The sequence below is a fragment of the Undibacterium sp. CY21W genome (assembly GCF_014284265.1).
Lineage (GTDB): Bacteria > Pseudomonadota > Gammaproteobacteria > Burkholderiales > Burkholderiaceae_D > Undibacterium > Undibacterium aquatile.
The window spans coordinates 715658-740532 of sequence record NZ_JACOGE010000002.1 but is presented as its reverse complement, the minus strand read 5'-3'; the positions used below and the strand labels follow the sequence as shown (position 1 = coordinate 740532).

General features: G+C 51.2%; 18 protein-coding genes and 1 riboswitch. Of the genes, 12 read left to right on the top strand and 6 right to left on the bottom strand.

Going from position 1 to position 24875, the window contains the following annotated elements; genetic code table 11:
* Nucleotides 1-208: 208 nt before the first annotated feature.
* Both pyrC and H8K29_RS07920 read left to right on the top strand, forming a co-directional pair.
* The gene (gene pyrC, locus H8K29_RS07925; protein WP_186897114.1) at nucleotides 209-1273 is read left to right on the top strand and encodes a dihydroorotase; all 1065 of its coding nucleotides are present in this window, start codon (nucleotides 209-211) and stop codon (nucleotides 1271-1273) included.
* Between the two features lie 5 nt (nucleotides 1274-1278).
* Nucleotides 1279-2097, top strand: coding sequence for a DUF3025 domain-containing protein (locus tag H8K29_RS07920; RefSeq protein ID WP_186897113.1), 819 nt, complete (start codon nucleotides 1279-1281; stop codon nucleotides 2095-2097).
* A gap of 111 nt (nucleotides 2098-2208) precedes the next feature.
* Here the strand turns inward: H8K29_RS07920 and H8K29_RS07915 are convergent, their stop codons facing one another.
* From H8K29_RS07915 to H8K29_RS07895, 5 genes are all read right to left on the bottom strand, one after another.
* Nucleotides 2209-3882 (bottom strand): methyl-accepting chemotaxis protein, encoded by a 1674-nt coding sequence (locus H8K29_RS07915; RefSeq protein WP_186897112.1) that lies wholly within the window; start codon nucleotides 3880-3882, stop codon nucleotides 2209-2211.
* Nucleotides 3883-4178: 296 nt separating this feature from the next.
* Nucleotides 4179-4421 carry a YdcH family protein gene (locus H8K29_RS07910; RefSeq protein ID WP_186897111.1) on the bottom strand — a complete coding sequence of 81 codons (243 nt, stop codon included), beginning with the start codon at nucleotides 4419-4421 and terminating at the stop codon, nucleotides 4179-4181.
* Nucleotides 4422-4546: 125 nt separating this feature from the next.
* Nucleotides 4547-6151, bottom strand: coding sequence for a methyl-accepting chemotaxis protein (locus tag H8K29_RS18125; protein WP_186897110.1), 1605 nt, complete (start codon nucleotides 6149-6151; stop codon nucleotides 4547-4549).
* A gap of 344 nt (nucleotides 6152-6495) precedes the next feature.
* Entirely contained in the window at nucleotides 6496-6939 is a 444-nt protein-coding gene (locus tag H8K29_RS07900; protein ID WP_186897109.1) for a DUF2147 domain-containing protein, read from the bottom strand.
* 169 nt (nucleotides 6940-7108) lie between these two features.
* Nucleotides 7109-9934, bottom strand: coding sequence for a valine--tRNA ligase (locus H8K29_RS07895; protein ID WP_186897108.1), 2826 nt, complete (start codon nucleotides 9932-9934; stop codon nucleotides 7109-7111).
* A gap of 287 nt (nucleotides 9935-10221) precedes the next feature.
* Here H8K29_RS07895 and H8K29_RS07890 point away from each other — a divergent pair, with 287 nt between their 5' ends.
* The 8 genes from H8K29_RS07890 to H8K29_RS07855 all read left to right on the top strand — a co-directional run bounded on the left by H8K29_RS07890 (nucleotide 10222) and on the right by H8K29_RS07855 (nucleotide 20961).
* On the top strand, nucleotides 10222-12264 hold the full coding sequence (locus H8K29_RS07890; protein ID WP_186897107.1) for a GGDEF domain-containing protein: 2043 nt from the start codon (nucleotides 10222-10224) through the stop codon (nucleotides 12262-12264).
* A 126-nt stretch (nucleotides 12265-12390) separates the two neighbouring features.
* Nucleotides 12391-12494, top strand: a riboswitch (TPP riboswitch).
* A gap of 85 nt (nucleotides 12495-12579) precedes the next feature.
* Nucleotides 12580-14505 (top strand): phosphomethylpyrimidine synthase ThiC, encoded by a 1926-nt coding sequence (gene thiC, locus H8K29_RS07885; RefSeq protein WP_186897106.1) that lies wholly within the window; start codon nucleotides 12580-12582, stop codon nucleotides 14503-14505.
* 12 nt (nucleotides 14506-14517) lie between these two features.
* The gene (gene thiS / locus H8K29_RS07880) at nucleotides 14518-14718 is read left to right on the top strand and encodes a sulfur carrier protein ThiS (RefSeq protein WP_186897105.1); all 201 of its coding nucleotides are present in this window, start codon (nucleotides 14518-14520) and stop codon (nucleotides 14716-14718) included.
* Nucleotides 14719-14780: 62 nt separating this feature from the next.
* Complete coding sequence (locus tag H8K29_RS07875; protein WP_186897104.1) at nucleotides 14781-15590, top strand: thiazole synthase; 810 nt, start codon at nucleotides 14781-14783, stop codon at nucleotides 15588-15590.
* Nucleotides 15590-16378, top strand: coding sequence for a hydroxymethylpyrimidine/phosphomethylpyrimidine kinase (locus H8K29_RS07870; protein WP_186897103.1), 789 nt, complete (start codon nucleotides 15590-15592; stop codon nucleotides 16376-16378). The genes H8K29_RS07875 and H8K29_RS07870 overlap by 1 nt, the downstream gene beginning before the upstream one ends.
* Nucleotides 16379-16384: 6 nt before the next feature.
* Entirely contained in the window at nucleotides 16385-17008 is a 624-nt protein-coding gene (gene thiE, locus H8K29_RS07865) for a thiamine phosphate synthase (protein ID WP_186897102.1), read from the top strand.
* Between the two features lie 267 nt (nucleotides 17009-17275).
* Complete coding sequence (locus H8K29_RS07860) at nucleotides 17276-19561, top strand: UvrD-helicase domain-containing protein (protein ID WP_186897101.1); 2286 nt, start codon at nucleotides 17276-17278, stop codon at nucleotides 19559-19561.
* Between the two features lie 137 nt (nucleotides 19562-19698).
* The gene (locus H8K29_RS07855) at nucleotides 19699-20961 is read left to right on the top strand and encodes a putative Na+/H+ antiporter (RefSeq protein WP_186897100.1); all 1263 of its coding nucleotides are present in this window, start codon (nucleotides 19699-19701) and stop codon (nucleotides 20959-20961) included.
* Nucleotides 20962-21062: 101 nt separating this feature from the next.
* Here the strand turns inward: H8K29_RS07855 and coq7 are convergent, their stop codons facing one another.
* A complete protein-coding gene (coq7, locus tag H8K29_RS07850; protein ID WP_186897173.1) occupies nucleotides 21063-21692 on the bottom strand; it encodes a 2-polyprenyl-3-methyl-6-methoxy-1,4-benzoquinone monooxygenase in 630 nt (209 codons plus the stop codon).
* A gap of 349 nt (nucleotides 21693-22041) precedes the next feature.
* Here coq7 and H8K29_RS07845 point away from each other — a divergent pair, with 349 nt between their 5' ends.
* Nucleotides 22042-23199: a porin gene (locus H8K29_RS07845; protein ID WP_186897099.1), complete on the top strand. Its 1158-nt coding sequence runs from the start codon at nucleotides 22042-22044 to the stop codon at nucleotides 23197-23199.
* Nucleotides 23200-23574: 375 nt separating this feature from the next.
* Nucleotides 23575-24675 (top strand): porin, encoded by a 1101-nt coding sequence (locus H8K29_RS07840; RefSeq protein WP_186882774.1) that lies wholly within the window; start codon nucleotides 23575-23577, stop codon nucleotides 24673-24675.
* Nucleotides 24676-24875: the final 200 nt, after the last annotated feature.

Below are 24875 nucleotides of genomic sequence, written 5' to 3'. Positions count from 1 at the left end.
TGTATTGATCGCGGTCTGAACAAAAAACGCATTCCCTCAAAGGAGTGCGTTTTTCATATACTCCCCCTCATTTTTATAGAAATTGCCCTGATGTCGGCATAAACAATGGGCGTCTAAAGATACTGGGGGGAGTATATTTTTGTGCTTTCTGCGCAACGCGCGGAAAGGTAGAATGGCGGCTAGACAGAATTTGCTACTGAAAGCCACCATGACCACTTCTCCTCTTCAAACGCCGACCCAGACGCTGACGATCACCCGCCCCGATGACTGGCACTTGCATCTGCGCGATGGCGATGCCTTAGCCAGTGTCTTGCCGCACACGGCAGCACAATTTGCGCGCGCAATTGTGATGCCGAATCTGAAACCACCGGTGACAACGACGGAGCAGGCCGCCGCCTATCGTCAGCGCATCCTCGCCGCGTTACCAGCCGGAATGCAGTTTGAGCCGCTGATGACTTTGTACCTGACGGACAATACGCCGCCGGACGAAATCCGCCGCGCCAAAGACAGCGGCTTTGTACATGCGGTGAAACTGTATCCTGCCGGTGCCACCACGAATTCTGATGCCGGCGTGACTGACCTGAAAAAATGCTACAAGACGCTGGAAGTCATGCAGGAAGTCGGGCTGCCGTTTCTGGTGCATGGTGAAGTGACGGATGCCGCGATTGATCTGTTTGACCGCGAAGCCGTCTTTATCGAGCGCGTCATGCAGCCGCTGCGCAAAGACATGCCGGAACTGCGCGTAGTGTTTGAACATATCACCACCAGCGAAGCCGCAGCGTATGTGGCCGAGGCTGCCGGCCCGGTTGCCGCGACGATTACCGCGCATCATCTGCTGTATAACCGGAATGAGATTTTCAAAGGCGGTATTCGTCCGCATTACTATTGTCTGCCTGTATTGAAACGTGAAACGCATCGCCAGGCGCTGCTGAAAGCGGCGACATCCGGCAGCCCCCGTTTCTTCCTCGGTACCGATTCGGCGCCGCATCCTAAAGGGCTGAAAGAACACGCGTGTGGCTGCGCCGGTTGCTACACCGCGCTGCATGCGATGGAGTTGTACACTGAGGCGTTTGATCAGGCTGGCGCTTTAGATAAGCTGGAAGCTTTTGCGAGTTTCAATGGTCCGGATTTTTATCGTCTGCCACGTAACAGCGGCACGATCACACTCCAGCGCGAAGACTGGACTTTACCCGCAGAATTACCATTTGCCGGCACCACCATCGTGCCCCTGAACAGCGGTGAAACCATCCATTGGAAAATGCAGGCGGATTAAGTCGCATGCCATCGCGTTTTTTTGATCAGATCGACTGGTCGCAAGCCTGGTTTGCAACGGTACGTCCGGCGGCAATGCAGTTAGTTGCCGCGCCGGAGTGGCGTCCTGCACTGAACCGCATGGCGCAGGAAATGCACCTGCAGAATCACCGTTCGCTGCCGACGCAATTCATTCCGCAGGAAGATTTACCGGAAGGCGTGGCGTACGAAGCGCATATCAGCGCGACAGGAAATGTGCCGACCCGCGAAAACCTGCATGATTTTTTTAATGCGCTGGTCTGGCTGACGTTTCCCCGGATTAAACGTCAGCTCAATGCCTTACAGGCGGCACAGATTGCTGAACTAGGGATAGGAAAATCACGTGGCCCTGCGCGTGATGCTGCAACGATTTTTGATGAAAATGCCGCCTTGCTGGTGGTGGAAAATTCCGCTGATGGCGATGCGCTGGTGGCGGCCTTGCGTCAGCATCAATGGAGCACGGCATTTATCGACTGCCGGGCACAGTTTGGTGTGCAAGCCGAAGTGCTGAGTTTTGGTCACGCCCTGATGGAAAAGCTGGTGCAACCGTATAAGGCGATTACGGCGCACAGCTGGCTGGTGCGCGTGGATGCGGATTATTTTTCTCTGAGTACGCCGGAGCGTTATGCCGTGATAGATCAGTTGGTCACGGCACAATTGCAAGCGCAGCCCCTAACGACAACGGGTTATACACCGTTGCCGGTGCTGGGTATTCCCGGATGGTGGCATGCACAGGATCTGGCGTTTTATCAGGACACTCAGGTATTTCGCCCGGCGCGGCAAAACAAAGCGGAACAGGCTGCATAAGTTGTGTCCGCTGTATCAGCTACATCAGCCACATAAGCACATAAGCCGCATTGTTTTGCCCGGCACGTTCAACGCGACAGAGCGTTAAAGGCCGGAGATGACATCACCGTTTCAGTAGGCTGCACTGATGCGCTGTTGCTTCTGTTTTTGCAGCACTGTGCTCATCTCGCCAGATACTGCGATTTTCTGCGATCTCACCGACACAGGCCGTACGTGCGTCTGAGTTCTCTGATCAGCGAGCTTAAACACACTGACCATTTGCGCCAGATTCTGTGCCTGATCCTGCAACGATACTGAGGCGGTGGCAGCTTCTTCCACCAGTGCAGAATTCTGCTGCGTCGTATCGTCCATTTGCGAGATCGCCTGATTCACCTGCGCGATACCGAGGCTTTGTTCCTGGCTGGCATTAGTGATGTCTTGCATAATCGCGGCCACTTGCCCGACGCTGTTGACAATATCGCGCATGGTTGCACCGGCCTGTTCGACCAGCTTGCTGCCCGTCTGCACCTGATCCAGCGAGTCACCGATCAGAACTTTGATTTCCTTTGCGGCTGCCGCGCTGCGCTGCGCCAGATTGCGCACTTCGGTCGCCACCACGGCAAAGCCACGCCCCTGTTCACCGGCGCGTGCGGCCTCGACTGCCGCATTCAATGCAAGGATATTGGTCTGAAATGCGATACCATCAATCACGCCGATAATTTCGGTAATCTTTGACGCTGAACTGTTAATACCATGCATAGTGCTGACCACTTCGCTGACGACAGCGCCACCTTTTGCCGCGACTTCTGATGCGGAAGCTGCGAACTGATTTGCCTGCCGCGCATTGTCTGCATTCTGACGTACCGTGGCGTTTAATTCTTCCATAGAGGCGGCAGTCTCTTCCAGTGCGCTGGCTTCTGCTTCGGTGCGTGCAGATAAATCCATGTTACCGGCGGCGATCTGGTTTGATGCCGAGGCGATGGTTTCGGTACCGGCTCTGACCTGACTGACAATCTCCGCCAGACTGTCGCGCATATTTTTCATCGCATACAGCAAGCTGCTGTGATCGCTGGATTCAATCTTGATATCGGTGGCCAGATTACCGGCAGCGATGTGGCGTGCGATATCTGCCGCATAAGAAGGCTCACCGCCCAGCTCACGCGTGATACTGCGGGACAGTAGCCAGGCGCAGATCACACCGCAGATCAATGCTGCCAGCGACAGCGCCAGAATCGCGTTTTTTGCGCTCTGATAATTATTCTGAACCGCGTTGGCAAGTTGATTCAGATGTCCGCGTTGTGCTTCCAGCAATTGCTGCACCAGCTCCTGATATTTCTTGGCTGCTGGCATAAACACCTGTTCGATAATCCGGTTTGCCTCATCTGCCTGACCGCTATTTTTTGCACGCAAAATATCTTCCCGTGCAGCGGTATAAATTTTCCTTTGTTCTGTAATTCCGGTGAACAAACGCTTCTCTTCATCTGTGACCAAAAGGGGCTCGATTTTGTCCCGCATTTCAGTCGCGCCCTTCATTGTGACAGACGCATCTTCAGAGAAGAAACCGGCAAGCGAGGGGTCACTGCTTTTTGCGATCGCCGCAGTACGGCGGACGCCAACCTGAATATAGCGATACCAGTCTGAAATCATGCGTTCTTTTGCCAGGGGCTGTTCCATCATTAGCTTAGTTTCTGAGGCGGTCAGTGCCAGTCGCCATTGCGCAAACCCGGTCGCAATAAATGCGAGCAACAGAATCATGAAAAAGCAAAGACCAAGCCGTGTGCTGATTTTTAAGTGATTGAGATTCATAGTAATAGACGTGCAGATACAGCCATTGTGAAAACAAATGGAGAGAATTAAAAATCAGAGTGTTGTCCGGGCGAAGAAAAAATATCCCGCAAAAAGCTACGGCAACGGGTAACGTTAAACAATACTGTTTGTACTTGTGTAACGTGAATTGTCATATCCGGCCGTCGCAGATATGAACAGCATTCAACAGGTAACGTGTGTAAGGACCGCTTATGACGGATAAGTAGTCTTATCCCACGTACTGTTGAATGCCAGCTCCGGCTAGTAGCAACTATCCGGAGGCACAGGCATCCTGATCAGGACGCTGTCTGCAGCAAATGGAATAACTGATCTTTCAGGCTGATACGGATTTTTTTCAGATTTTCTAGAGCTTCATCTGTCACGTGATCAACGTCATTTTCGGCACGATTGATCGCTTTGTCTGTTTCATCATATTCACCGAATAATTTTGCAAAGTGCGCGTTCTGCAATTTCAAGCTGTGAATTTTGTCTTTAAATTCAGGAAATTCCATTGCTAAAGGATGATGTTCTACTTGCATAAGTGCTCCAGTTAAAATAATAAAATGCCAGACAAGCTTTATGGTATCCGGTTCCTCTTTTTACATCGTGATATAGATCAATTCTCTCACAGTATGCGGGGCGTGCAAATGCGCTCAGGCGTTACTCAGTTCAGATGCAATGCAGGCTGGCCGGCAGCGAGCATTGTTCCGGCTCGGTGTGTGCCTGGCAGCTTGAAAATACTGACTGCCTGCGTCAGCGCCATTGCCTGTTCCTCCATGCTTTCCGCAGCGGCGGCAGCTTGTTCCACCAGTGCCGCATTTTGCTGCGTCATTTCATCCATCTGGGTAATCGCCAGGTTCACCTGCTCGATACCGGAACTTTGTTCCATACTGGCCGCCGTGATCTCGCTCATGATGTCCGCCACATGCTGCACGCTTTTGACAATTTCATCCATGGTTTTGCCTGCGTTATCGACCAGTGCACCGCCCTGATCCACCTTGCTGACTGAATCGTCGATCAGCAGCTTGATTTCTTTGGCTGCCGTAGCACTGCGCTGTGCCAGGTTACGGACTTCGGAGGCGACGACGGCAAAGCCGCGTCCCTGTTCGCCAGCGCGTGCCGCTTCTACTGCGGCGTTCAGCGCCAGAATGTTGGTCTGGAAGGCGATGCCGTCAATCACGCTGATGATGTCGACAATCTTTTTGGAACTGTCTTTAATCGATCCCATCGTTGCCACGACTTCCTGCACCACGGTGCCGCCTTTTACCGCGACTTGCGTGGCCGATACTACCAACTGATTCGCCTGGCGCGCATTATCCGCATTTTGCCTGACGGTGCTGGTCAGTTCTTCCATGGAACTGGCGGTTTCTTCCAGTGACCCGGCCTGCGATTCTGTGCGGCTAGACAGATCCGCATTGCCATGAGCAATTTCCTGCGAGGCGACGGTAATCGTTTCGGTTCCCTGCTTGATCTGGCTCACTGTTGCCAGCAGGTTGTTTTGCATTTGCAGCAGCGAACGCAGCAAATCACTCAGTTCATCGTGCCCTTCAGCTTTTATGCTGGTGCTGAGATCACTGTTGGCAATACGGTCGGCAAATGCGGCAGCATTCGTGATCGGTCCGATAATGCTGCGCGCAATCATCCATGCCGCAACGCCACCCAGTGCCAGGGTTAGCAAGCCGATGATCAGCATGCTGGCCAGCGATTTTCTGTAATTACTGTTGGAGCCATCGTAGGCGACTTGCATGGCTTCATGCTGTTGCTTTGCCAGTTCAGATAATTCGTTCATCCATTTTTCATGCGGCACGACGAATTCCGTTTGTAGCAAAGCAGAGGCATCGAAGTAATTTCCTTCTGCAACAAAATCACGGATTTTTTTTGAGATCGATAAGATCGCTGTTTTCTGATCCAGAGCCTGTTTCAGCGTTTTCTGACCAGCCGCATCGTCAATCAGCTTTTTCGCCAGCGTTTCAGATGTGTCGTATATTTCCAGTGTGCTGGCCAGTCGCTTTGATTCCTGCGCTGCTTCGGCAAGGTCACGCGGAGAACTCATTTTTCTGAGTACCAGCGCTAAGGCGCGGCCTTGTTCGCGCATTTCGGTGGCGGCATTCAGACTCGCGACTTTGGTCTGAAAGATGTAGTCGGTTGAACCTTGTAACTGGCTCAGTTTATACAGACCGAGAATCAGCAAGACCGTTGCAAACAGTAGCACGATACCAAAGCCCAGCATCAGGCGGGTGCGAATCTTGAGTTCGGTCAGGTAGCTCATGGTCAGTTTCTTTTCTTTAAAATAGTATCTGCCAGAATAGCGGCTACGGATTCTGAAGACCGCACCGCGCGATGGTGCTTCATCTTAGTGCAAAAATTTACCTGTGGAATTATTTTCTCAAAAAAACCACTGTTGATCGTCGTGATTTTTTGCAACAACGTGCGTACACAATTCTGTGTAAGTAAAGTTGGATTTTTTTCGTGATGTGTATGTAAATGTTTAATCTGCAATGCTGTATGTCGCATGCTTGAAATCGTACACATCTGAGCATTTATTTTTTTGCAAAATAAAAAAAGGAAGCGCTTGGCTTCCTTTTTTAATATCAAAATATGTGACCGGCAGGCTTATTGTTCCCGCAGCCAGACCTGTGTGCGGCCAAGAAATGGCGTACCGATGTAACCGCGGACATTGAGTTTTTTATTGTTATCAGCGAGCGTCAGTTTGCTGCTGTATAACTTACCATTGCCCGGATCAAGAATTTTTCCGCCATTGTATTCGTCACCGTCTTTTTTCAGACCAAACAAAATAGTCATGCCGATAATCGGCTGATCTTTATTTGTGCCTTCGCATTTGTCGCATTTAGGATTTTTATCTGCATCGGCTTCGAGAAACAATTTTTCGATTTTTCCTTGCAGTTCACCACCGGTTTCAGTGATGCGGATCAGCGCTTTTGGTTTTCCGGTTTTATCGTCGATATTTTTCCAGAGACCGACAGCGGCTTCTTCTGCATGCGCGAAAGAGGAAAACAAGAGGGAAAGAAATGTAGCCAGAAGTGCAGTTTTTTTCATAGTCTCACCAAATAAGTTTATTTTTTTTTGCGGTTTTCATCTGTAGTTACGTACATGAAAACCGCTTTCCTGAGCGCTGATTGTACGTGGCGAAACTTGCGCCACGCACAATATTTTTAGAGCAACTACTTTAATTTACCTCACTGCCTTACTGACTAAACACGCTGTTTCAAGCTACTGGCAATTTACCGAATTGCTCGCGCAGTTTGACCAGTGTCGCAGAGAAATTCGCCATTCTTTCTTTCTCTTGGGCGACCACCGCAGCTGGTGCGCGCGCGACAAAACTTTCATTGCCGAGCTTGGCTTCTGCTTTGCCGATTTCTGTTTCCAGACGCGTGATTTCTTTACTCAGACGCTCGCGTTCGGCAGCAACGTCGATCTCGACTTTCAGCATCAGTTTTGATTCGCCAACGATAGAGACTGGCGCCGGTGATTCAGGCAAGGCGTCCAGCACCTGCACTTCAGACAGCTTGGCTAACGCCTGCAGATACGGTGCAAATGATTGCAGACGCGCCTTGTCTTCTGCATTTGCTGCCTGCAACAACAGAGGCACGCGCAGTGCTGGCGACAATTGCATTTCACCGCGCAGATTGCGGCAAGCGTCGGTCATGGCTTTCAGCGCATGCATCCAGGCTTCGGCTGTCTCGTCGATATTCGCTGCCACGGCAAGCGGATATGGCTGCACCATGATGGAGTCGCCTGCTGGATTTAAAGTCTTACCAGCCAGCGGTGCAACGGTTTGCCACAGCGCTTCGGTGACGAAAGGAATCACAGGGTGTGCCAGACGCAGCGTGACTTCGAGTACGCGCAGCAACGTGCGGCGGGTGGCGCGTTGTTGCGCTTCCGTGCCTTGCTGTACCTGTACTTTAGAAACTTCCAGATACCAGTCACAGTATTCATCCCAGACGAATTTATAAATAGCGGAAGCGATATTGTCGAAACGATAGTCGGCAAAACCTTTTTCGATTTCTGCTTCTGCGCGTTGCAGTGTCGAGATGATCCATTTGTCGGCTTGCGAATAATCGAGATCGGCATCGGTCACATCTGCACCGAAACCGCAATCTTTACCTTCGGTATTCATCAGTACGAAGCGGGTTGCATTCCACAGCTTGTTGCAGAAATTGCGATAACCTTCGCAGCGCCCCAGATCGAAGTTGATATTGCGACCGAGTGAAGCATAGCTCGCCATCGTGAAGCGCAATGCATCTGTGCCGTACGCCGGAATGCCATCGGCAAATTCTTTGCGGGTCGCTTTTTCAATTGCCGTTGCCTGTTTAGGATTCATCAGGCCAACCGTGCGTTTGGCGACCAGATCATCGACTTTGATGCCATCGATCAGATCAATCGGATCGAGTGTGTTGCCTTTCGATTTGGACATTTTCTGACCGCTGGAATCGCGCACCAGACCATGCACATACACGGTGTTGAACGGTACCTTGCCAGTGAAGTGGGTGGTCATCATGACCATGCGTGCCACCCAGAAGAAAATAATATCGAAGCCAGTCACTAACACCGACGAAGGAAGGAAGTGTTTGATGTCCGGAGTTTCTTCCGGCCAGCCCATGGTTGAGAACGGTACCAGCGCAGAAGAGAACCAGGTATCGAGCACGTCGTCATCGCGCTTCAGTGCACCGGTATAGCCAGCTGCCGCGGCTTTTGCTGTTGCCTCTGCTTCATTGCGGGCGACGAAAATTTCACCATTGTCGCCATACCATGCCGGAATCTGATGACCCCACCACAATTGACGCGAGATACACCAGTCCTGAATGTTATTGAGCCATTGGTTGTAGGTATTGGTCCAGTTTTCGGGCACGAATTTGATTTCGCCGGAAGCGACTTTTTCGAGCGCGACTTCAGCGATCGATTTGCCCGGGAAATGCGTGCCTTCCGGTGCAGGTTTGCTCATCGCCATGAACCACTGATCGGTCAGCATCGGTTCAATCACCACATTCGTACGGTCACCACGTGGCACCATCAGTTTGTGTGGTTTAACGGATTCGAGTAAGCCTTGTGCATCCAGATCGGCCACGATTTGTTTGCGTGCCACAAATCTATCCATGCCCTGATACACCGTCGGCGCGTTTTCATTGATCTTTGCATCCAGTGTCAGGATGCTGATTTTGTCGAGATTGTGACGTTGACCAACGGCGTAATCGTTGAAGTCATGCGCTGGTGTGATCTTCACACAACCGGTACCGAATTCTTTATCGACATAGCTGTCGGCAATTACCGGAATTTCACGGTCGGTCAGCGGCAGTTTCAACATCTTGCCGACCAGATGGAGATAGCGTTCGTCGGTAGGATCAACCGCCACGGCTACGTCACCTAACAAGGTTTCAGGGCGTGTCGTCGCCACCGTCAGATGACCGGAACCATCCGCAAACGGATAGCGGATATGCCACATCGAGCCGTCTTCTTCTTCCGATACGACTTCCAGATCCGAGACTGCTGTGCCCAGCACCGGGTCCCAGTTCACCAGGCGTTTGCCGCGATAGATCAGACCTTGCTCGACCAGACGCACGAATACTTCGGTGACCGATTTCGAGCGCTCGGCATCCATCGTGAAATATTCACGATCCCAATCGGCGGACGCGCCCATGCGACGCATCTGGCCGGTGATCGTGGAGCCGGATTTTTCTTTCCATTCCCAGACTTTTTCGAGGAATTTTTCACGGCCAAGATCATGGCGTGAAATTTTTTGCGCATCGAGCTGACGCTCCACGACGATTTGTGTCGCGATACCGGCGTGATCGGTGCCGGGTATCCATGCCGTGTTGTAACCGCGCATACGATAGTAACGCGTCAGACCATCCATGATGGTCTGGTTAAATGCGTGCCCCATATGCAGCGTGCCGGTCACGTTCGGCGGCGGCAACTGGATAGAAAATGAGGGTTTGCCATCGTCCATGCTGGCCGCGAAATAACCGCGTTTCTCCCACTCGGAGCGCCATTGTTGTTCGATTTCTGCGGGTTCGAAAGACTTCGCTAATTCCATGATTGTCTGAAAGTTGAGTGTGCTAAACCTTTGATTATAAATGACAGTGCTGTCTGATATCGCGCTATTACATAATTCTGCCCGGCTTTTTGCTGCTTAGTCCTGTCAATTGTCGTAGAAGTTTTGCTACCTGTTTTTTAATCGCTCCCGCATTTGTTCCAAAAATGTTATTTTTTGGCGATAAAGTGTTAGGATAGATTTTCCTGCCTTTTACTTTTCGTTGCTTATAAATACCGATGGCGAACCTCAGAACGTGGACTTTTATATCTCTGTGTGTCTGTGGTGCGTTGACCCTTTCGCTATCGGCGTCTCCTGCAAAAGCAGACGAAAAGGCCGATCTTGAACATATCAACAATATCCGGAAATTATCTGATACCGATAATACCGAAGCCTTAAAACAACTTGAGTTCCTGAAACAAAAACAGTTCGCCAAATCGACACCCAAGGTGCGTCTGGAGGCGCTCAAGGTCATCGTCAGCCTGTATTACGATGCGGGACGGATACAGTCCGCGCTTGACAGCGTTGCTGAATTAAAAACACTGGCAGGATCTGAACATGATCAGGATGGTGTGGCAATCGCCCGCATCATGGAAAGTTACGCACTGATTGATGACGGCAAACCCGATGATGCGATAAAGAACTTATTACAGATCCGATCTTCTTTGCATGCATCCGCCAGCGCGGAGGTTCGTATGCGTTTGCACAGTGCGTTTGGCTCGGCGTATTACATTACCGGTAATTTTGCGGCGTCATTGCAGCATTTTCTCGAAGCATTACGGCTCACCGATGAGCTGACCACACGCAAAATCGAAAACCGCATGTACAAACTGGACGCCATTGCCAAGTTGTACTCCGTCATGAAAGACCCTGAAAAAGCGCTGGTGACGATAGATGAAGCTTTTTCTTTGTCGCCTTTGTCGCGCTCACCCAAAACGGCGGCATCGCTGAACATCAGCCAGGGAATTGCCTTATCGGCGCTGCACAGAAATAAGGAGGCGGCCGAAGCGTATAAGCGCGCCCTGAAACTGGCCAACGAGGCGGGATTAGTCGCCATGGCGGTGACTAGCCTGATTAATATCAGCGATTATTACCTGATCATGAATCAGTACCGTCAGGCGGAAAATTATGCAAGGCAGGCACTCAAAGAAGCTGAGACCCTGAAGGACAAGCAATCGATCACCATCGCCCGTGTGAATCTGGGGTTTGCGCTGGCAGGTCAGGGAAAGATTTCCCAAGGCGTTGAGTTGATTAATGACGTAGTGAAGTACTTTCTCGACTCGGATCAGAAGCCGGATGCCGAGGCTGTACTAGCCGAGCAGGCCGCGATGTATGAGCGCGCCGCTATGTACAAAGAGGCTTTACAAACCGTGCGTCAGCAGCAAGAACTCAGCAACGAACTATTTCGCTCAGACCGGGCCAAGGCCGTTGCCGCATTACAGGAACAGTTTCATTCCGAGCAAAAGCAGAAGCAGATTGAATTACTGGCGAAAGAAAATGACCTGAAGGACGCGGACATCCGCAATCATCGCTTGCAGCAAATCGTTACGCTGCTGGGGGCAATTGTGACTGTACTGGTGGTGGCATTTTTGTTCCTGTTATATCGCCGGGTAAAGCGGATTAATCTGCAATTGCGTGAAGCTAATTCACAGCTGGAATTTCATGCCATACGCGATCCACTCACCGGGCTTTACAACCGCCGTTCTTTCCTCGACATGATGAAGGCAAGAATGGCGCAGGCCGAGGCGGAGCGGCGTGATGTGCAGGAACATAATCCGGATTGTCTGATCTTGCTGGATATCGATTATTTCAAACAGATTAATGATGGATTGGGGCACGCCGTTGGGGACGCGGTGTTGATGGAAGTAGCGCACCGGTTGCGGAAAGTGGTACGGGACACCGATATGGTGCTGCGTTGGGGCGGCGAAGAATTTCTGGTGTTTTCACCGAAATCGTCGCCATCCCAGAGCGCCGGTTTGGTTGAACGTCTGCTGCAAGCGGTTGGGGCTGAGCCTATCGCCGTCGGTGACAAGGAAATACAAGTGACGGTAACTGCGGGCTTCATTGCCTTGCCATTTTCTGACGTACCAGAGTCGGCATTTGGCTGGGAAAAAGTATTGCAGATTGCCGATATGGCGTTGTACCTGGGGAAGGCGCATGGTCGTAACCGTGCTTACGGTATTTCGCGTTTGTTGGTCCCGCCTGAGATCGCGTTGCCGGTGCTGGAAACGGATATCTCCACGGCGATTGCGAATGGCATGGTAGAGTTGATCGAAGTGTCGGGGCCACCCAGGCTGGATTTATCATTCGCTAAAACGTCAGAGCCGCATTGATACTGACATTGGTTTTTCTGATTTTCATCATGCAATCGTAAAATTGACACTCTGATTAAATCCGCTATAAACCCGCTATAATGGCGGTCTTCCGGGCAAAGACAGAAGCACTGTTTTTGCCCGGATAAAAAATGCTAGGGGTCCTGTCCGCACTTGTGCGACGACGGGTGAGAAATACCCTCGAACCTGATCTGGATAATGCCAGCGAAGGGAAGCTGCTAAAGACTGCCAACGTCGTTACCGCGACAACTGCGCACCTCTTTACAAACTCCTTTGCTGGCTCCATGCCTATATGCAAAGCGCAAAGGAGCCAAAATGAATGCCAACCCACAATTTCTGTCCGCCACCGCGACAGTTGATGAAGCCGCGATACAGCCGCTGCCGAATTCCCGCAAAATCTATGTACAGGGCAGTCGCCCCGATATCCGCGTGCCCATGCGCGAAATCAGCCAGTCGGATACGCCCGCCATGTTCGGTTCGGAAAAAAATCCGCCGATTTATGTCTACGATACATCGGGTCCGTACACCGATCCGGACGTCAAAATCGATATCCGCTCAGGCTTAGTTTCTGTACGTGGCAATTGGATTGCAGAAAGAAACGATACCGAAGAGCTGGCTGGCCCGACTTCCGAATATGGCATAGCGCGGCTGAATGATACCAAACTGGCTGAACTGCGCTTCAACCTGAAACGCAAACCACGTCGCGCGCTGGCAGGAAAAAATGTGACGCAGATGCACTATGCGCGGCAAGGCATCATCACGCCGGAAATGGAATACATCGCCATCCGCGAAAATCTGCAACGCAAAGAATATCTGGAACAATTAAAAGCGTCCGGCCCTATGGGTAACAAGCTGGCAGATCTGATGGGACGCCAGCATCCGGGGCAGTCTTTTGGTGCAGCCGCATTTTCCAATCCTTCGAATGAGATCACGCCGGAATTCGTGCGCTCAGAAGTTGCACGCGGCCGCGCGATTATTCCGGCGAACATCAATCATCCTGAAGTCGAACCGATGATCATCGGTCGTAATTTTCTGGTGAAAATTAACGCGAATATCGGCAACTCCGCAGTGACTTCATCGATTGGTGAAGAAGTCGAAAAAATGACCTGGGCGATACGCTGGGGCGGCGACAACGTGATGGATCTGTCGACTGGAAAACACATCCATGAAACCCGCGAATGGATCATCCGCAATTCACCCGTTCCTATCGGTACCGTGCCGATTTATCAGGCTTTAGAAAAAGTGAATGGCAAGGCCGAAGACCTGACCTGGGAAATTTTTCGCGACACGCTGATTGAGCAAGCAGAGCAGGGCGTCGATTACTTCACGATCCACGCCGGTGTGCGTTTGCAATATGTGCCGCTGACGGCGAAGCGGATGACCGGCATCGTTTCGCGTGGCGGTTCCATCATGGCGAAATGGTGCCTGGCGCATCATAAAGAAAGCTTCCTGTACGAGCATTTCGAAGACATCTGCGAGATCATGAAAGCCTACGACGTTTCCTTCTCTTTAGGTGATGGTTTGCGTCCGGGGTCGATTTACGATGCCAACGATGAAGCGCAACTCGGTGAATTGAAAACGCTGGGCGAATTGACGCAGATAGCGTGGAAACATGATGTACAGGTGATGATAGAAGGGCCTGGTCATGTGCCCATGCACCTGATTAAAGAAAACATGGACCTGCAACTAGAGCAGTGCCACGAAGCGCCGTTCTACACACTGGGACCATTGACGACCGATATTGCACCGGGTTACGACCACATCACTTCCGGCATCGGTGCGGCGCAAATCGGTTGGTATGGCACGGCCATGCTGTGCTACGTGACACCGAAAGAGCATCTGGGTTTGCCGAATAAAGTCGACGTCAAAGACGGCATCATCACTTACAAAATTGCCGCGCATGCCGCTGATCTCGCGAAAGGCCATCCGGGTGCGCAAATCCGCGATAACGCCTTGTCGAAAGCTCGTTTTGAATTCCGCTGGGAAGATCAGTTCAACATCGGTCTTGACCCTGATAAGGCGCGTGAATTCCACGATGAAACCTTGCCTAAAGATTCTGCCAAAGTCGCGCATTTCTGCTCGATGTGCGGGCCGCATTTCTGTTCGATGAAAATCACGCAGGAAGTGCGTGATTACGCCGCGAATCAGGGTATCAGCGAAATCGATGCGCTGAAAAAAGGCATGGAAGTGAAGGCAGTGGAATTCATCCAATCCGGCGCTGAAATTTATAAAAAACAGTAAGCGGTGACGATGATGGAAATTCAGTTAAATGGCGCGCCGCATCAGCTCAGGTCAGCACAATTGCTGGCTGATTTAATTGCCGAGCTGAGCCTGATGGACAAAGCGATTGCGGTGGCGGTGAACCGCCAGATTATTCCGCGTTCATGCTGGGCAGATCATGCATTGCAGGCGAATGACAAAGTGGATGTGGTGCGCGCCATTGGTGGCGGCTGACGGCTGAAAAATAACTCAGACAGTGGTTACTGTCTGACGGAAAAACAGAAAAGGATTTGAACATGCAAACAGAAATAAATAAAGAAATCGATGCAGACAGCGACCTGACGATAGCCGGTAAAACTTACCGTTCACGCTTACTGGTTGGCAGCGGTAAATACAAAGATCTGGAACAGACCAGGCTGGCAACCGAAGCCGCAGGCGCGGAAATTATTACGGTTGCAATTCGTCGCGTGAACATCGGCCAGGACCCGAATGCGCCTAGCTTGCTGGATGCGGTGCCGCCATCCAAATACACAATCTTGCCGAATTCAGCCGGATGCTATAACGCAGCAGATGCGGTCTACACCTTGCAGCTTGGGCGCGAATTATTGGGTGGTCACAAGCTGTGCAAACTCGAAGTGCTGGGCGATGAAAAGACCTTGTTTCCGAATATGCCGGAAACCCTGAAAGCCGCGAAAACGCTGGTGCAGGATGGCTTTGATGTGATGGTGTATTGCAGCGATGATCCGATACAGGCGCGTATGCTGGAAGACATAGGCTGTGTCGCGGTGATGCCGCTGGCGTCACTCATTGGTTCCGGCATGGGCATACTGAATCCGTGGAATCTGTCGCTGATTATCGAACAGGCCAAAGTGCCAGTGCTGGTTGATGCGGGTGTTGGTACCGCGTCGGATGCAGCGATTGCGATGGAGCTGGGTTGCGATGGCGTGTTGATGAATACCGCGATTGCCGGTGCTAAAGACCCTGTTCGGATGGCGCGGGCAATGGGGCTGGCAGTCGAGGCGGGGCGCGAAGCATTTTTAGCAGGACGTATGCCGCGCAAGTTTGCTGCGTCGCCATCTTCGCCGATGGCCGGGCGCATCGTCTGATGGTAACGCCTATCCCGCAGCGCCCATGTGTGCTGGTGTTTGCCGGACACGACCCCAGCGGTGGCGCTGGCATACAGGCGGATATCGAAGCGATCGCCGCGCAGGGCGCGCATGCCTTGCCGGTCATTACTGCATTAACTGTGCAAGACAATGATCATGTCTATGCACTGGAGGTGGTGCCGCACAGTCTGATACTCCGGCAAGCACAGTGCTTACTCGACAAAATACCGGTGGCTGCGATTAAAGTCGGTATCGCTGGCAATGCAGAAAATGCGCGTGCCATCGCGGCGCTGATACAGCAGTTGCGGATAAAAAATCCGCGCCTGCCGGTGGTGGTCGATACCGTGCTGGGCAGCGGTCACGGTGATCGTTTATCGGCGGATGATGCGGTCGCTGCGATACAGCCTTTGCTGAAAGTCGCGACGTTGCTGACGCCGAATCTGCCGGAGTTGCAAAGGCTGGTGCCGCACGCTGCCCAACCTTCATCGCAGGTAACAATATTGATGCAAATGACGGTAGCCGATGTCCTGCTGAAAGGCGGGCATGCAGCGGCGGCGCTGGTCGATAATTTTTGGTATTCACGTGCGGGCGGCGAACAGCGCTGGCAATGGCCACGCTTAACGGGAGAATTTCACGGCAGCGGTTGCACGCTGGCGTCTGCGATTGTCGCTCAGCTGGCGCTGGGGCATTCCATGCAACACGCTTTGCATCAGGCGCAAATCTACACACAACAAAGTCTGCAGCGTGCTTACGCAATCGCAGACGGGCAATTTATTCCGGGCAGATAAATTCAAATGACAAAGACATATACATTGCGTGGTTTATATATCGTGACCCCGGACTGGGACGATACAGCGCAGTTACTCGCCGTCACCGAACAGGCTTTGCTGGGCGGCGCGGCGCTTGTTCAGTATCGACACAAAACGGCAGACATGGAATTGCGGCGGCAACAGGCGACGGCTTTGCTGGCGTTGTGCCGACGCCATCACAAGCCGCTGATCATCAACGACCATCTGGATTTGTGCATGGAAATTAATGCCGATGGTTTGCATGTCGGCGGCACCGATATCTCTGTGGCTGAAGCGCGGGCGCAGATCGGTGCCGATAAAATCCTTGGTGCCTCGTGCTATGGCGATATGCAGCTGGCCCGTAGCGCAGTTGAGAGTGGCGCTAGCTACGTTGCGTTCGGTGGATTTTATCCGTCACGGATCAAACAATATGCGGTCACTACGTCAGCCGATATCGTGACCACAGCGGGTAAAGAATTCGATCTGCCGCGGGTCGTGATTGGCGGCATGACGCTGCAAAACTGCCAGCCGCTGATTGCGAATGGCGCGGAAATGGTGGCGGCCATCAGCAGCGTGTATATGGCAGAAAATCCGCGTCAGGCCGCTGCCGGTTTTTGTGGCTTGTTTTGAGCACATTTTGGGTATAAATATACTCCCCGGGAGTATATTTTAAAGCCCTTTGTTTATAAGGAGATGAAGCAGGTTTTCTTATTTTTGAGGGGGAGTATGCAGAATTCCCGATATTGTTAAGGTATTTTCTGCAGATTTTTTGCTGTAGTGCGGGGCGCTGGTAACACGCAATCTTATGCGTTTTCCGGGCATGCTATTACACGCCGGTTTGCCGGATATTCTGCAGATCGGCACAGCAGCACAGGGTCTGTCCCGTATAATCGGGGTATGCAAAATTTACTTCACAATCTCAATCCAGAACAGCTTGCCGCTGTGACCTTGCCGGCGCAGTCGGCGCTGATTTTAGCGGGTGCCGGTTCCGGTAAAACCCGCGTGCTGACGACTCGCATTGCGTGGCTGATACAAACCGGCCAGGTTTCCCCGCAGGGTGTGCTGGCGGTGACATTTACCAATAAGGCAGCCAAGGAATTGCTGACGCGGCTGTCGGCGATGTTGCCGATCAATACCCGCGGCATGTGGATAGGTACTTTTCATGGTCTGTGCAATCGCCTGTTGCGCGCGCATCACCGTGATGCCGGCTTGCCACAGACGTTTCAGATTCTCGATTCCGGCGATCAGTTGTCGTTCATCAAGCGCTTGCTGAAAGCGAATAATATCGACGACGAAAAATTCCCACCTAAGACTCTGATGTATTTCATCAACAGCGCCAAAGATCAGGGTTTGCGCGCGGCGCAGGTGGATGCCTACGATGATTTCAATCGCAAGCTGGTGGGACTGTACGATCTGTATGACGCCCAGTGTCAGCGTGAAGGCGTGGTCGATTTTGCCGAGTTGTTATTGCGCACGTATGAATTACTCAGTCGCAATCAGCCTTTGCGCGAACACTATCAGGCTCGCTTCAAACATATACTGGTCGATGAGTTTCAGGATACCAATGATCTGCAATACAAATGGCTGAAACTCATGGCGGGTGCCGGTAGCAACCGTGGCGCGGCCGTCTTTGCGGTCGGCGATGATGACCAGAGTATTTATGCTTTCCGTGGTGCGAATGTCGGCAATATGTCGGCATTTGAACGCGAGTTTGAAGTGCAGAATCTGATCAAGCTGGAACAGAATTACCGCTCGCATGGCCATATTCTGGATAGCGCAAATATCCTGATTGCGAATAACAGCAAACGCCTCGGGAAAAATCTGCGCACCGATGCCGGGCATGGCGAACCTGTGCGCGTGATGGAAGCCAGCAGCGATATACAGGAGGCGAACTGGATCATAGAAGAAGCAAAAAATCTGATCCGCGAAGGTTTGCCGCGCAGCGAAATCGCTATTCTGTATCGCTCGAATGCGCAGTCGCGCGTGATCGAACATGCCTTGTTCAGCGCGAATATTCCGTATCGTGTGTATGGCGGCCAGCGCTTTTTTGAACGCGCTGAAATCAAACATGCGATTGCGTATCTGCAGTTGATGGATAACCTGCACAATGATTCCGCCTTTTTGCGGGTGGTGAATTTCCCAACCCGTGGCATTGGTGCGCGCTCTCTGGAGCAGTTGCAGGATGCCGCTAAACAGCATGCCTGTTCACTGTATGCGGCGGTACCGTATGTCGGTGGCAAAGCGGGCTCATCGCTGGCGGCTTTCATTAAGCTGATCGAAGGTGCGCGCTTTGAAACCCAGTATCTGCCTTTGCCAGAGATGGTGCAGATCGTGATCGAACTCAGCACGCTGAAGACGCATTACCAGACAGAAAAAGAAGGCGCAGACCGCATAGAAAACTTGGATCAGCTGGTGAATGCCGCGAGTCTGTTTGTGTCGGAAGAAGGCTTTGGCAAAGATGCCCCGGCGCTGACCGGCCCGGCATCTGCCAACACTGTTTTGCTGGAGAACGGCGACGGCAATGTCATCATCGATGCGGATGCGGCCTTACCTACGGTCATGTCGCCGTTATCAGCTTTTCTGTCACATGCCTCGCTGGAAGCGGGTGACAATCAGGCACAGGCCGGGCAGGATGCGATGCAGTTGATGACGGTGCATTCTGCCAAAGGCTTGGAATTTGATGCGGTATTTATCACCGGTCTGGAAGAAGGCTTGTTCCCGCACGAGAACAGCGCGCAGGAAGAAAGCGGCGTGGAAGAAGAGCGGCGTCTGATGTATGTGGCGATTACCCGTGCGCGGCAACGCTTGTATCTGAGTTTCTCGCAAACCCGCATGCTGCATGGGCAGACACGCTACAACATGCGCTCGCGCTTTCTGGAAGAGTTGCCCGAAGAATCCTTGAAATGGCTGTCGCCAAAAATTCAGCCGCAATGGTTTGGCAATATAAAATCGGCATGGGATGATGCACCTTCCGCAGGCGCGAATCGGATTGCACAGAATTTCAATCAGGTCGCGGATGCGAATGCATGGCGTATCGGTCAGGGCGTCGCGCATCCTAAGTTTGGTGAAGGGGTGATCGTGAATATCGAAGGCAGCGGCACGAATGCGCGTGCGCATATCAATTTCGGTAAGTTCGGAATGAAACTGCTGGATCTGAGTATCGCCAAACTGGAAAAAATTTGATTTTGTGATCGAATCAAGCTCGCTGGATGGGTTTAACCGGTCAGCGCAGTTTATTCTGCAACGTGCTGGTGCCTGCGTTGATTGTGTGCGCGGCTGTGGTGTGTTGATCTGCTTAAATTAATGGAAAAGGACGCAGAATGACGACTGATATGTTGATTCAGTATGTGGCGGCGGCGATCTTCGGCATCGCTGTGCTGCATACTTTTTCCACCAAATTTTTTATTTCGCTGGCACACAAAAGTCGGCATCATGCCGGTCTCTGGCATTTGCTGGGAGAAGTCGAAGTCGTCTTCGGCTTCTGGGCTTTTGTGCTGGTCGCCGTGATGGCTTTACTGATGAATCAGAAAGACGCGATTCATTATCTTGAAGCGCAGAATTTTACTGAGCCTTTATTCGTATTTGTGATTCTGGTGGTGGCCGGTACCCGGCCAGTGTTGTGGGCAGTGCAGGCTTTTGTTTCTCGTATCGCGCGCGCGCTGCCGTTAAATACTCAGCTCGCTTCGTATTTTCTGTGTCTGTCTTTGGTGCCCTTGCTTGGTTCATTTATTACTGAACCGGCAGCGATGACATTGGCAGCGCTGATGTTACGCGAGCGCTTTTATTCGCAAGCGATTTCCGAGCGGATGAAGTACATGACGCTGGGCGTTTTATTCGTCAACATTTCTATCGGTGGCGTACTCACTTCGTTTGCGGCACCGCCGGTGTTGATGGTTGCAGAGAAATGGGGTTGGAACAGTGCGTTCATGCTGCAGATGTTCGGCTGGAAGGCCGCTGGTGCCGTCGTATTAAATGCCTTGTTGTTGAGCCTGTTCTTCCGTAAAGAACTGACGGCACTGAAAGCGCCGGAACCGACAACAGCGGATGCGCCTGTGCCTTTTTCTGTCGTGGCAATTCATTTTATTTTTCTCGCGGCCACGGTCTGGTTTGCACATTATCCGGTTGTATTTCTGGGACTGTTTTTATTTTTCCTCGGGTTCACCGAAGCGTACAAACAGTATCAGGACAGGCTGATGTTGAGAGAAGGTTTGCTGGTCGCATTTTTTCTGGCTGGCCTGGTGGTTCTTGGCGGCAAACAGGCGTGGTGGCTGCAACCGTTGCTGGCAGGCATGGATAACGCTGTCTTGTTTTTCGGCGCGGTCGCATTAACGGCGGTGACGGACAATGCCGCGCTGACTTATCTTGGGTCGCTGGTCGTTGGTTTGCCGGATGCGGCCAAATATGCGCTGGTATCTGGCGCTGTCACGGGTGGTGGTTTGACGGTGATTGCGAATGCGCCGAATCCTGCCGGATTTGCGATTTTAAAAGACTCGTTTAATGAGAAAGCGATCAGCCCGCTGGGTCTGATCGCCGCTGCAGCATTACCGACTGGTATCGCCGCTTTGTTTTTACATTTTGTGTAAGCCTCAGGCGCTGCTGGCTGGATAGCTGCAAATGCTCTGCGGCAACAGCGCTTGAGCCCACCTCAAAATGTGCTGTTGCGGTAGGGCGGTGGTATCTGCTGTCAGATATAGTAAGCCGTTGATGTCATCACTTTGGCCATCAGTTTCATCACCATTTTGATTGGCTGCGGCGTTTCACTTGCCCCCAACGCTTGTGCTGCGGCACCATGTGCAACTTCGTCAACGCGCATCTGTTCGACAATCGCACGCGACCTTTCGTCATGTGCAGGCAGCGACTTCAGGTGTCCGGCCAGATGGGCTTCAACCTGCCGCTCGGTTTCAACGACAAATCCCAGGCTTGCTGCATCGCCACATTTTGCCGCGATGACGCCGCAAGTGTAGGCGCCTGCATACCAAAGCGGATTCATGAAACTGGTATGGGAGTTCAGTTCTTTCAGGCGGCTTGCCGTCCACGCCAGATGATCTTCTTCTTCGATGCAGGAATGTTGCAACTGGCGGGTCACTTCTTCTGTATGCGAAAACGCACTTTGGGCATCATACAGCGCCTGCGCACAGATTTCCCCGACATGATTGACCCGCATCAGACCGGCGCTGTGTTTTTTTTCCTGCTCACACAGCGCGTCTTCAGTAGTGACGGTCGCGGCGGGGTAAGGGCGCGAGCTTTTCGCCTGAGCCGAAACGGTGCGCAGCGCGCGATCAAAGCTGAGGACGATACGATCTATATTTGGCAGAGACATGGTTTCGATGCGGTAAAAGTTAAGGCGCTATTGTAAAACAACAGCCCCGGGGGCTGGCTTTAAGCTGGCGCAAGGCATGCGCAGATTTACAGGTGCCTCACGGGTACCTAAAAGTGACTACCGGTGTGCTGAATGCGACTGTTGTCGCCGCGCCACATTTAATTTGCTTAAACACGGTCGTTCGCAAATTCTCTTTGCCCAAATCCACGTAGTTTGGTTCAATCGTTCCTAGATTGTTTATCAATCAGTTTGGAAGAACTTGCAACACAATCAAAAAAAGCGGCCTAACTAAGAGCCGCAGACATCAAGTCAAATCACACTATAAAATCTGGAGACAATTTCAATGAAAAAATCACTCATCGCTTTTGCTGTACTGGGCGCGTTCGCATCTGCGGCATCCGCACAATCTAATGTGACCGTCTACGGTATCGTCGATGCCGCTGTTATGTACACCAATAATCAAGCGGGCGGCACCAATAAAGCCGTTATGGAAGCTGGTCAGCTGTTGACATCTCGCTGGGGTATTAAAGGCAGCGAAGATCTGGGCGGCGGTCTGAAAGCTAACTTTAATCTGGAAGGCACCCTGGCGAATGATACAGGCGCAGCAGGTGCCGGTTTTGGCGGCAGCAACCTGACGCAAAATTTCAGCCAGGCCGGTAACAATACTTCCCTGTTTGACCGCCTTTCCTGGGTTGGTTTATCAGGTGCGTTTGGTGCTGTCACGATGGGTCGTAACAATATTCTGGGTGTGGATTCCGTTGGTCTGGCTGATCCTATGAGTCTGGCACATGCAGGTACAAATCCTAACGTAGCGTTGGTGGGCTTGAACTCTGGTGCATTCTTCGGCGGTTTCGGTACAAATCAGGGCGGTACAGCTCTGCGTCAAAATAACTCGGTTAAGTATGTTTCCCCTTTCATTTCTGGCTTCGCTGGCGCAGCGATGTACGGCTTTGGTGAAAAAGCAGGCGAAATTTCTTCCAGTTCTTATGCTGGTCTGGCAGGTATCTTCACAGATGGCACGAATGGCGCCGCATTGTCTTTCGCGAAATTGAAAGATCCTACAGGAAATGTTTCTCTGAGTGGTTGGGCTGGTGGCATTAAATACAAAGTTGTACCATCGACTATGTTGCGCTTTACCTACGGTCACAACACAATTGAAGGCAATCTGGGTGCTCCGGTTGCAGTGACATCGCCAAACAATAATCGCAAGATTACCGTTATTGGTCTGGGTGCTGACTATGCGGTTTCTGATCAGTTGACTCTGACTGGCGCTTACTACAATACAAAACGTTCGGGCGATTTCGATGGTAAGGCTGATCAGTACATCGGTCTGGCTAAGTATGCATTCAGCAAACGCACTACTGCTTACGCATCGCTGACATATGCTAAAGCGGGCTCTTCAGCTTTGAAAGACACGACATTGGCACTGGGTATCATCGGTACTGATGGCGTTCAAAATAAAGCGACTCGTGCAGCATTTGGTATCTTGCACGCATTCTGATATGTAGTTTCATCAGTTAGTGCAATTAAAAAGCCAGCGAATCGCTGGCTTTTTTCTTTGAACAACGAAAATTATTAATGATGTTGTATTGATGTTTTTGTGATTTTTAATGTTTTTTCGTCATTTTAATTTTAAAAAACTCATATTCAGATACTCGAAATTTGTCTTTCCCAACTTTCTTATCCTCCAGAGCAATATCGATTATCCATTATGGTCTGTTGTGGAATTGAGACATCAATTTCGCTTATTTACCCTCGAACGTCGATTTAACTTGGCTGTTCTTCTTCAAATTTGGTCAAATACGACTGTTGATATTAGCAGTTCATATATTTTGACGTTTCATTTTTAGTATCACTTGCCAGCAAGTTGAAATGAATGATCGAAACTCAACGTAATTGTCTTAAACCCTTTGGAGAAATAAAAATGAAAAAATCACTTATCGCATTGTCAGTATTGGCAGCAGTTGCAGGTACGGCTCAGGCACAGTCTTCCGTAACCGTTTACGGCGTACTGGATATGGCTCTTCAGAATGAAAATAACGGTGCCTTTTCTAAAGGTGGTAAAGGTGCGATTACGTCATTGGACAGTGGCGTGCAATCTGGCTCCCGTCTGGGTTTCAAAGGTAGTGAAGATCTGGGTAACGGCTTGAAAGCAAATTTCAAATTGGAAATGGGTATTCAGGCTGATACCGGTGCGTCTGCTCAAGGCGGACTGGCATTTGGTCGTGCAGCATGGGTGGGCTTGTCCGGTGACTTTGGCGCGATTCAACTGGGTCGTCAAAACAAACCAATGTTCGATGCTGTAGACTCTATCGATCCATTCGGCACAGGCATTATCGGTGGTAGCGCAACAGACAGCACAAGTGCAACAGGCTTGGGTAATCTGTTTTTTGCAACAAATCCACGTTCCACCAACACAGCAAACTATACAACCAACAACCTGAGTGGTTTTACTGGTTCTCTGGCTTATACATTTGGCGAACAAGCTGGTGATAACAGCAAAAACCGTGGTATCGGTGCATCTGGGTCTTACGCAGCAGGACCGTTGCTCGCAACAGTGGCATATCACACAGAAGATGTCTCTGCTGCTGCAAAGCCAACGAATGCTGTTAAGCATATTTTCGCTGGTGCAACTTATGACTTCACAGTTGTGAAAGCAGCGCTTGCTTATGGTAAAGTGAAATCAGATGATAACTCTGTTGCCTACAAACTTTGGAATCTTGGTGCGACTTTCCCGGTCAGCGCAGCAGGTACTATCATCGCTGGTGTAACACGCGTTTCTAGTGATGTAGTCAGTACTGATCGCAATAGCACACAACTGGCTTTAGGTTATACACACTCTCTGTCTAAACGTACTAATGTTTACACATCTTTTTCTCGGTTGTCTAATGATGCAAACGTAAATGCAGGTGGCTTAGCATCTGGGCTGGGACGTACAGAGCGTATGGTTAACGTTGGTATCCGTCACGCATTCTAATCTTCAGCAGGCGTGAGCTTGCTGTCTTAGAAAATAAAAAAGCACCTTTGGGTGCTTTTTTATTTTGTGTATGGAATTCGGGCAATCGACAATTTGTTTGACTCACTTTTGATGAACGAAAGAGGCCAATTATTTGCTTATCGTGATCATTGGGTGTCCTTGCGTCAGTATTTGAAGTGATTTTGTATTTACGCCGGAAG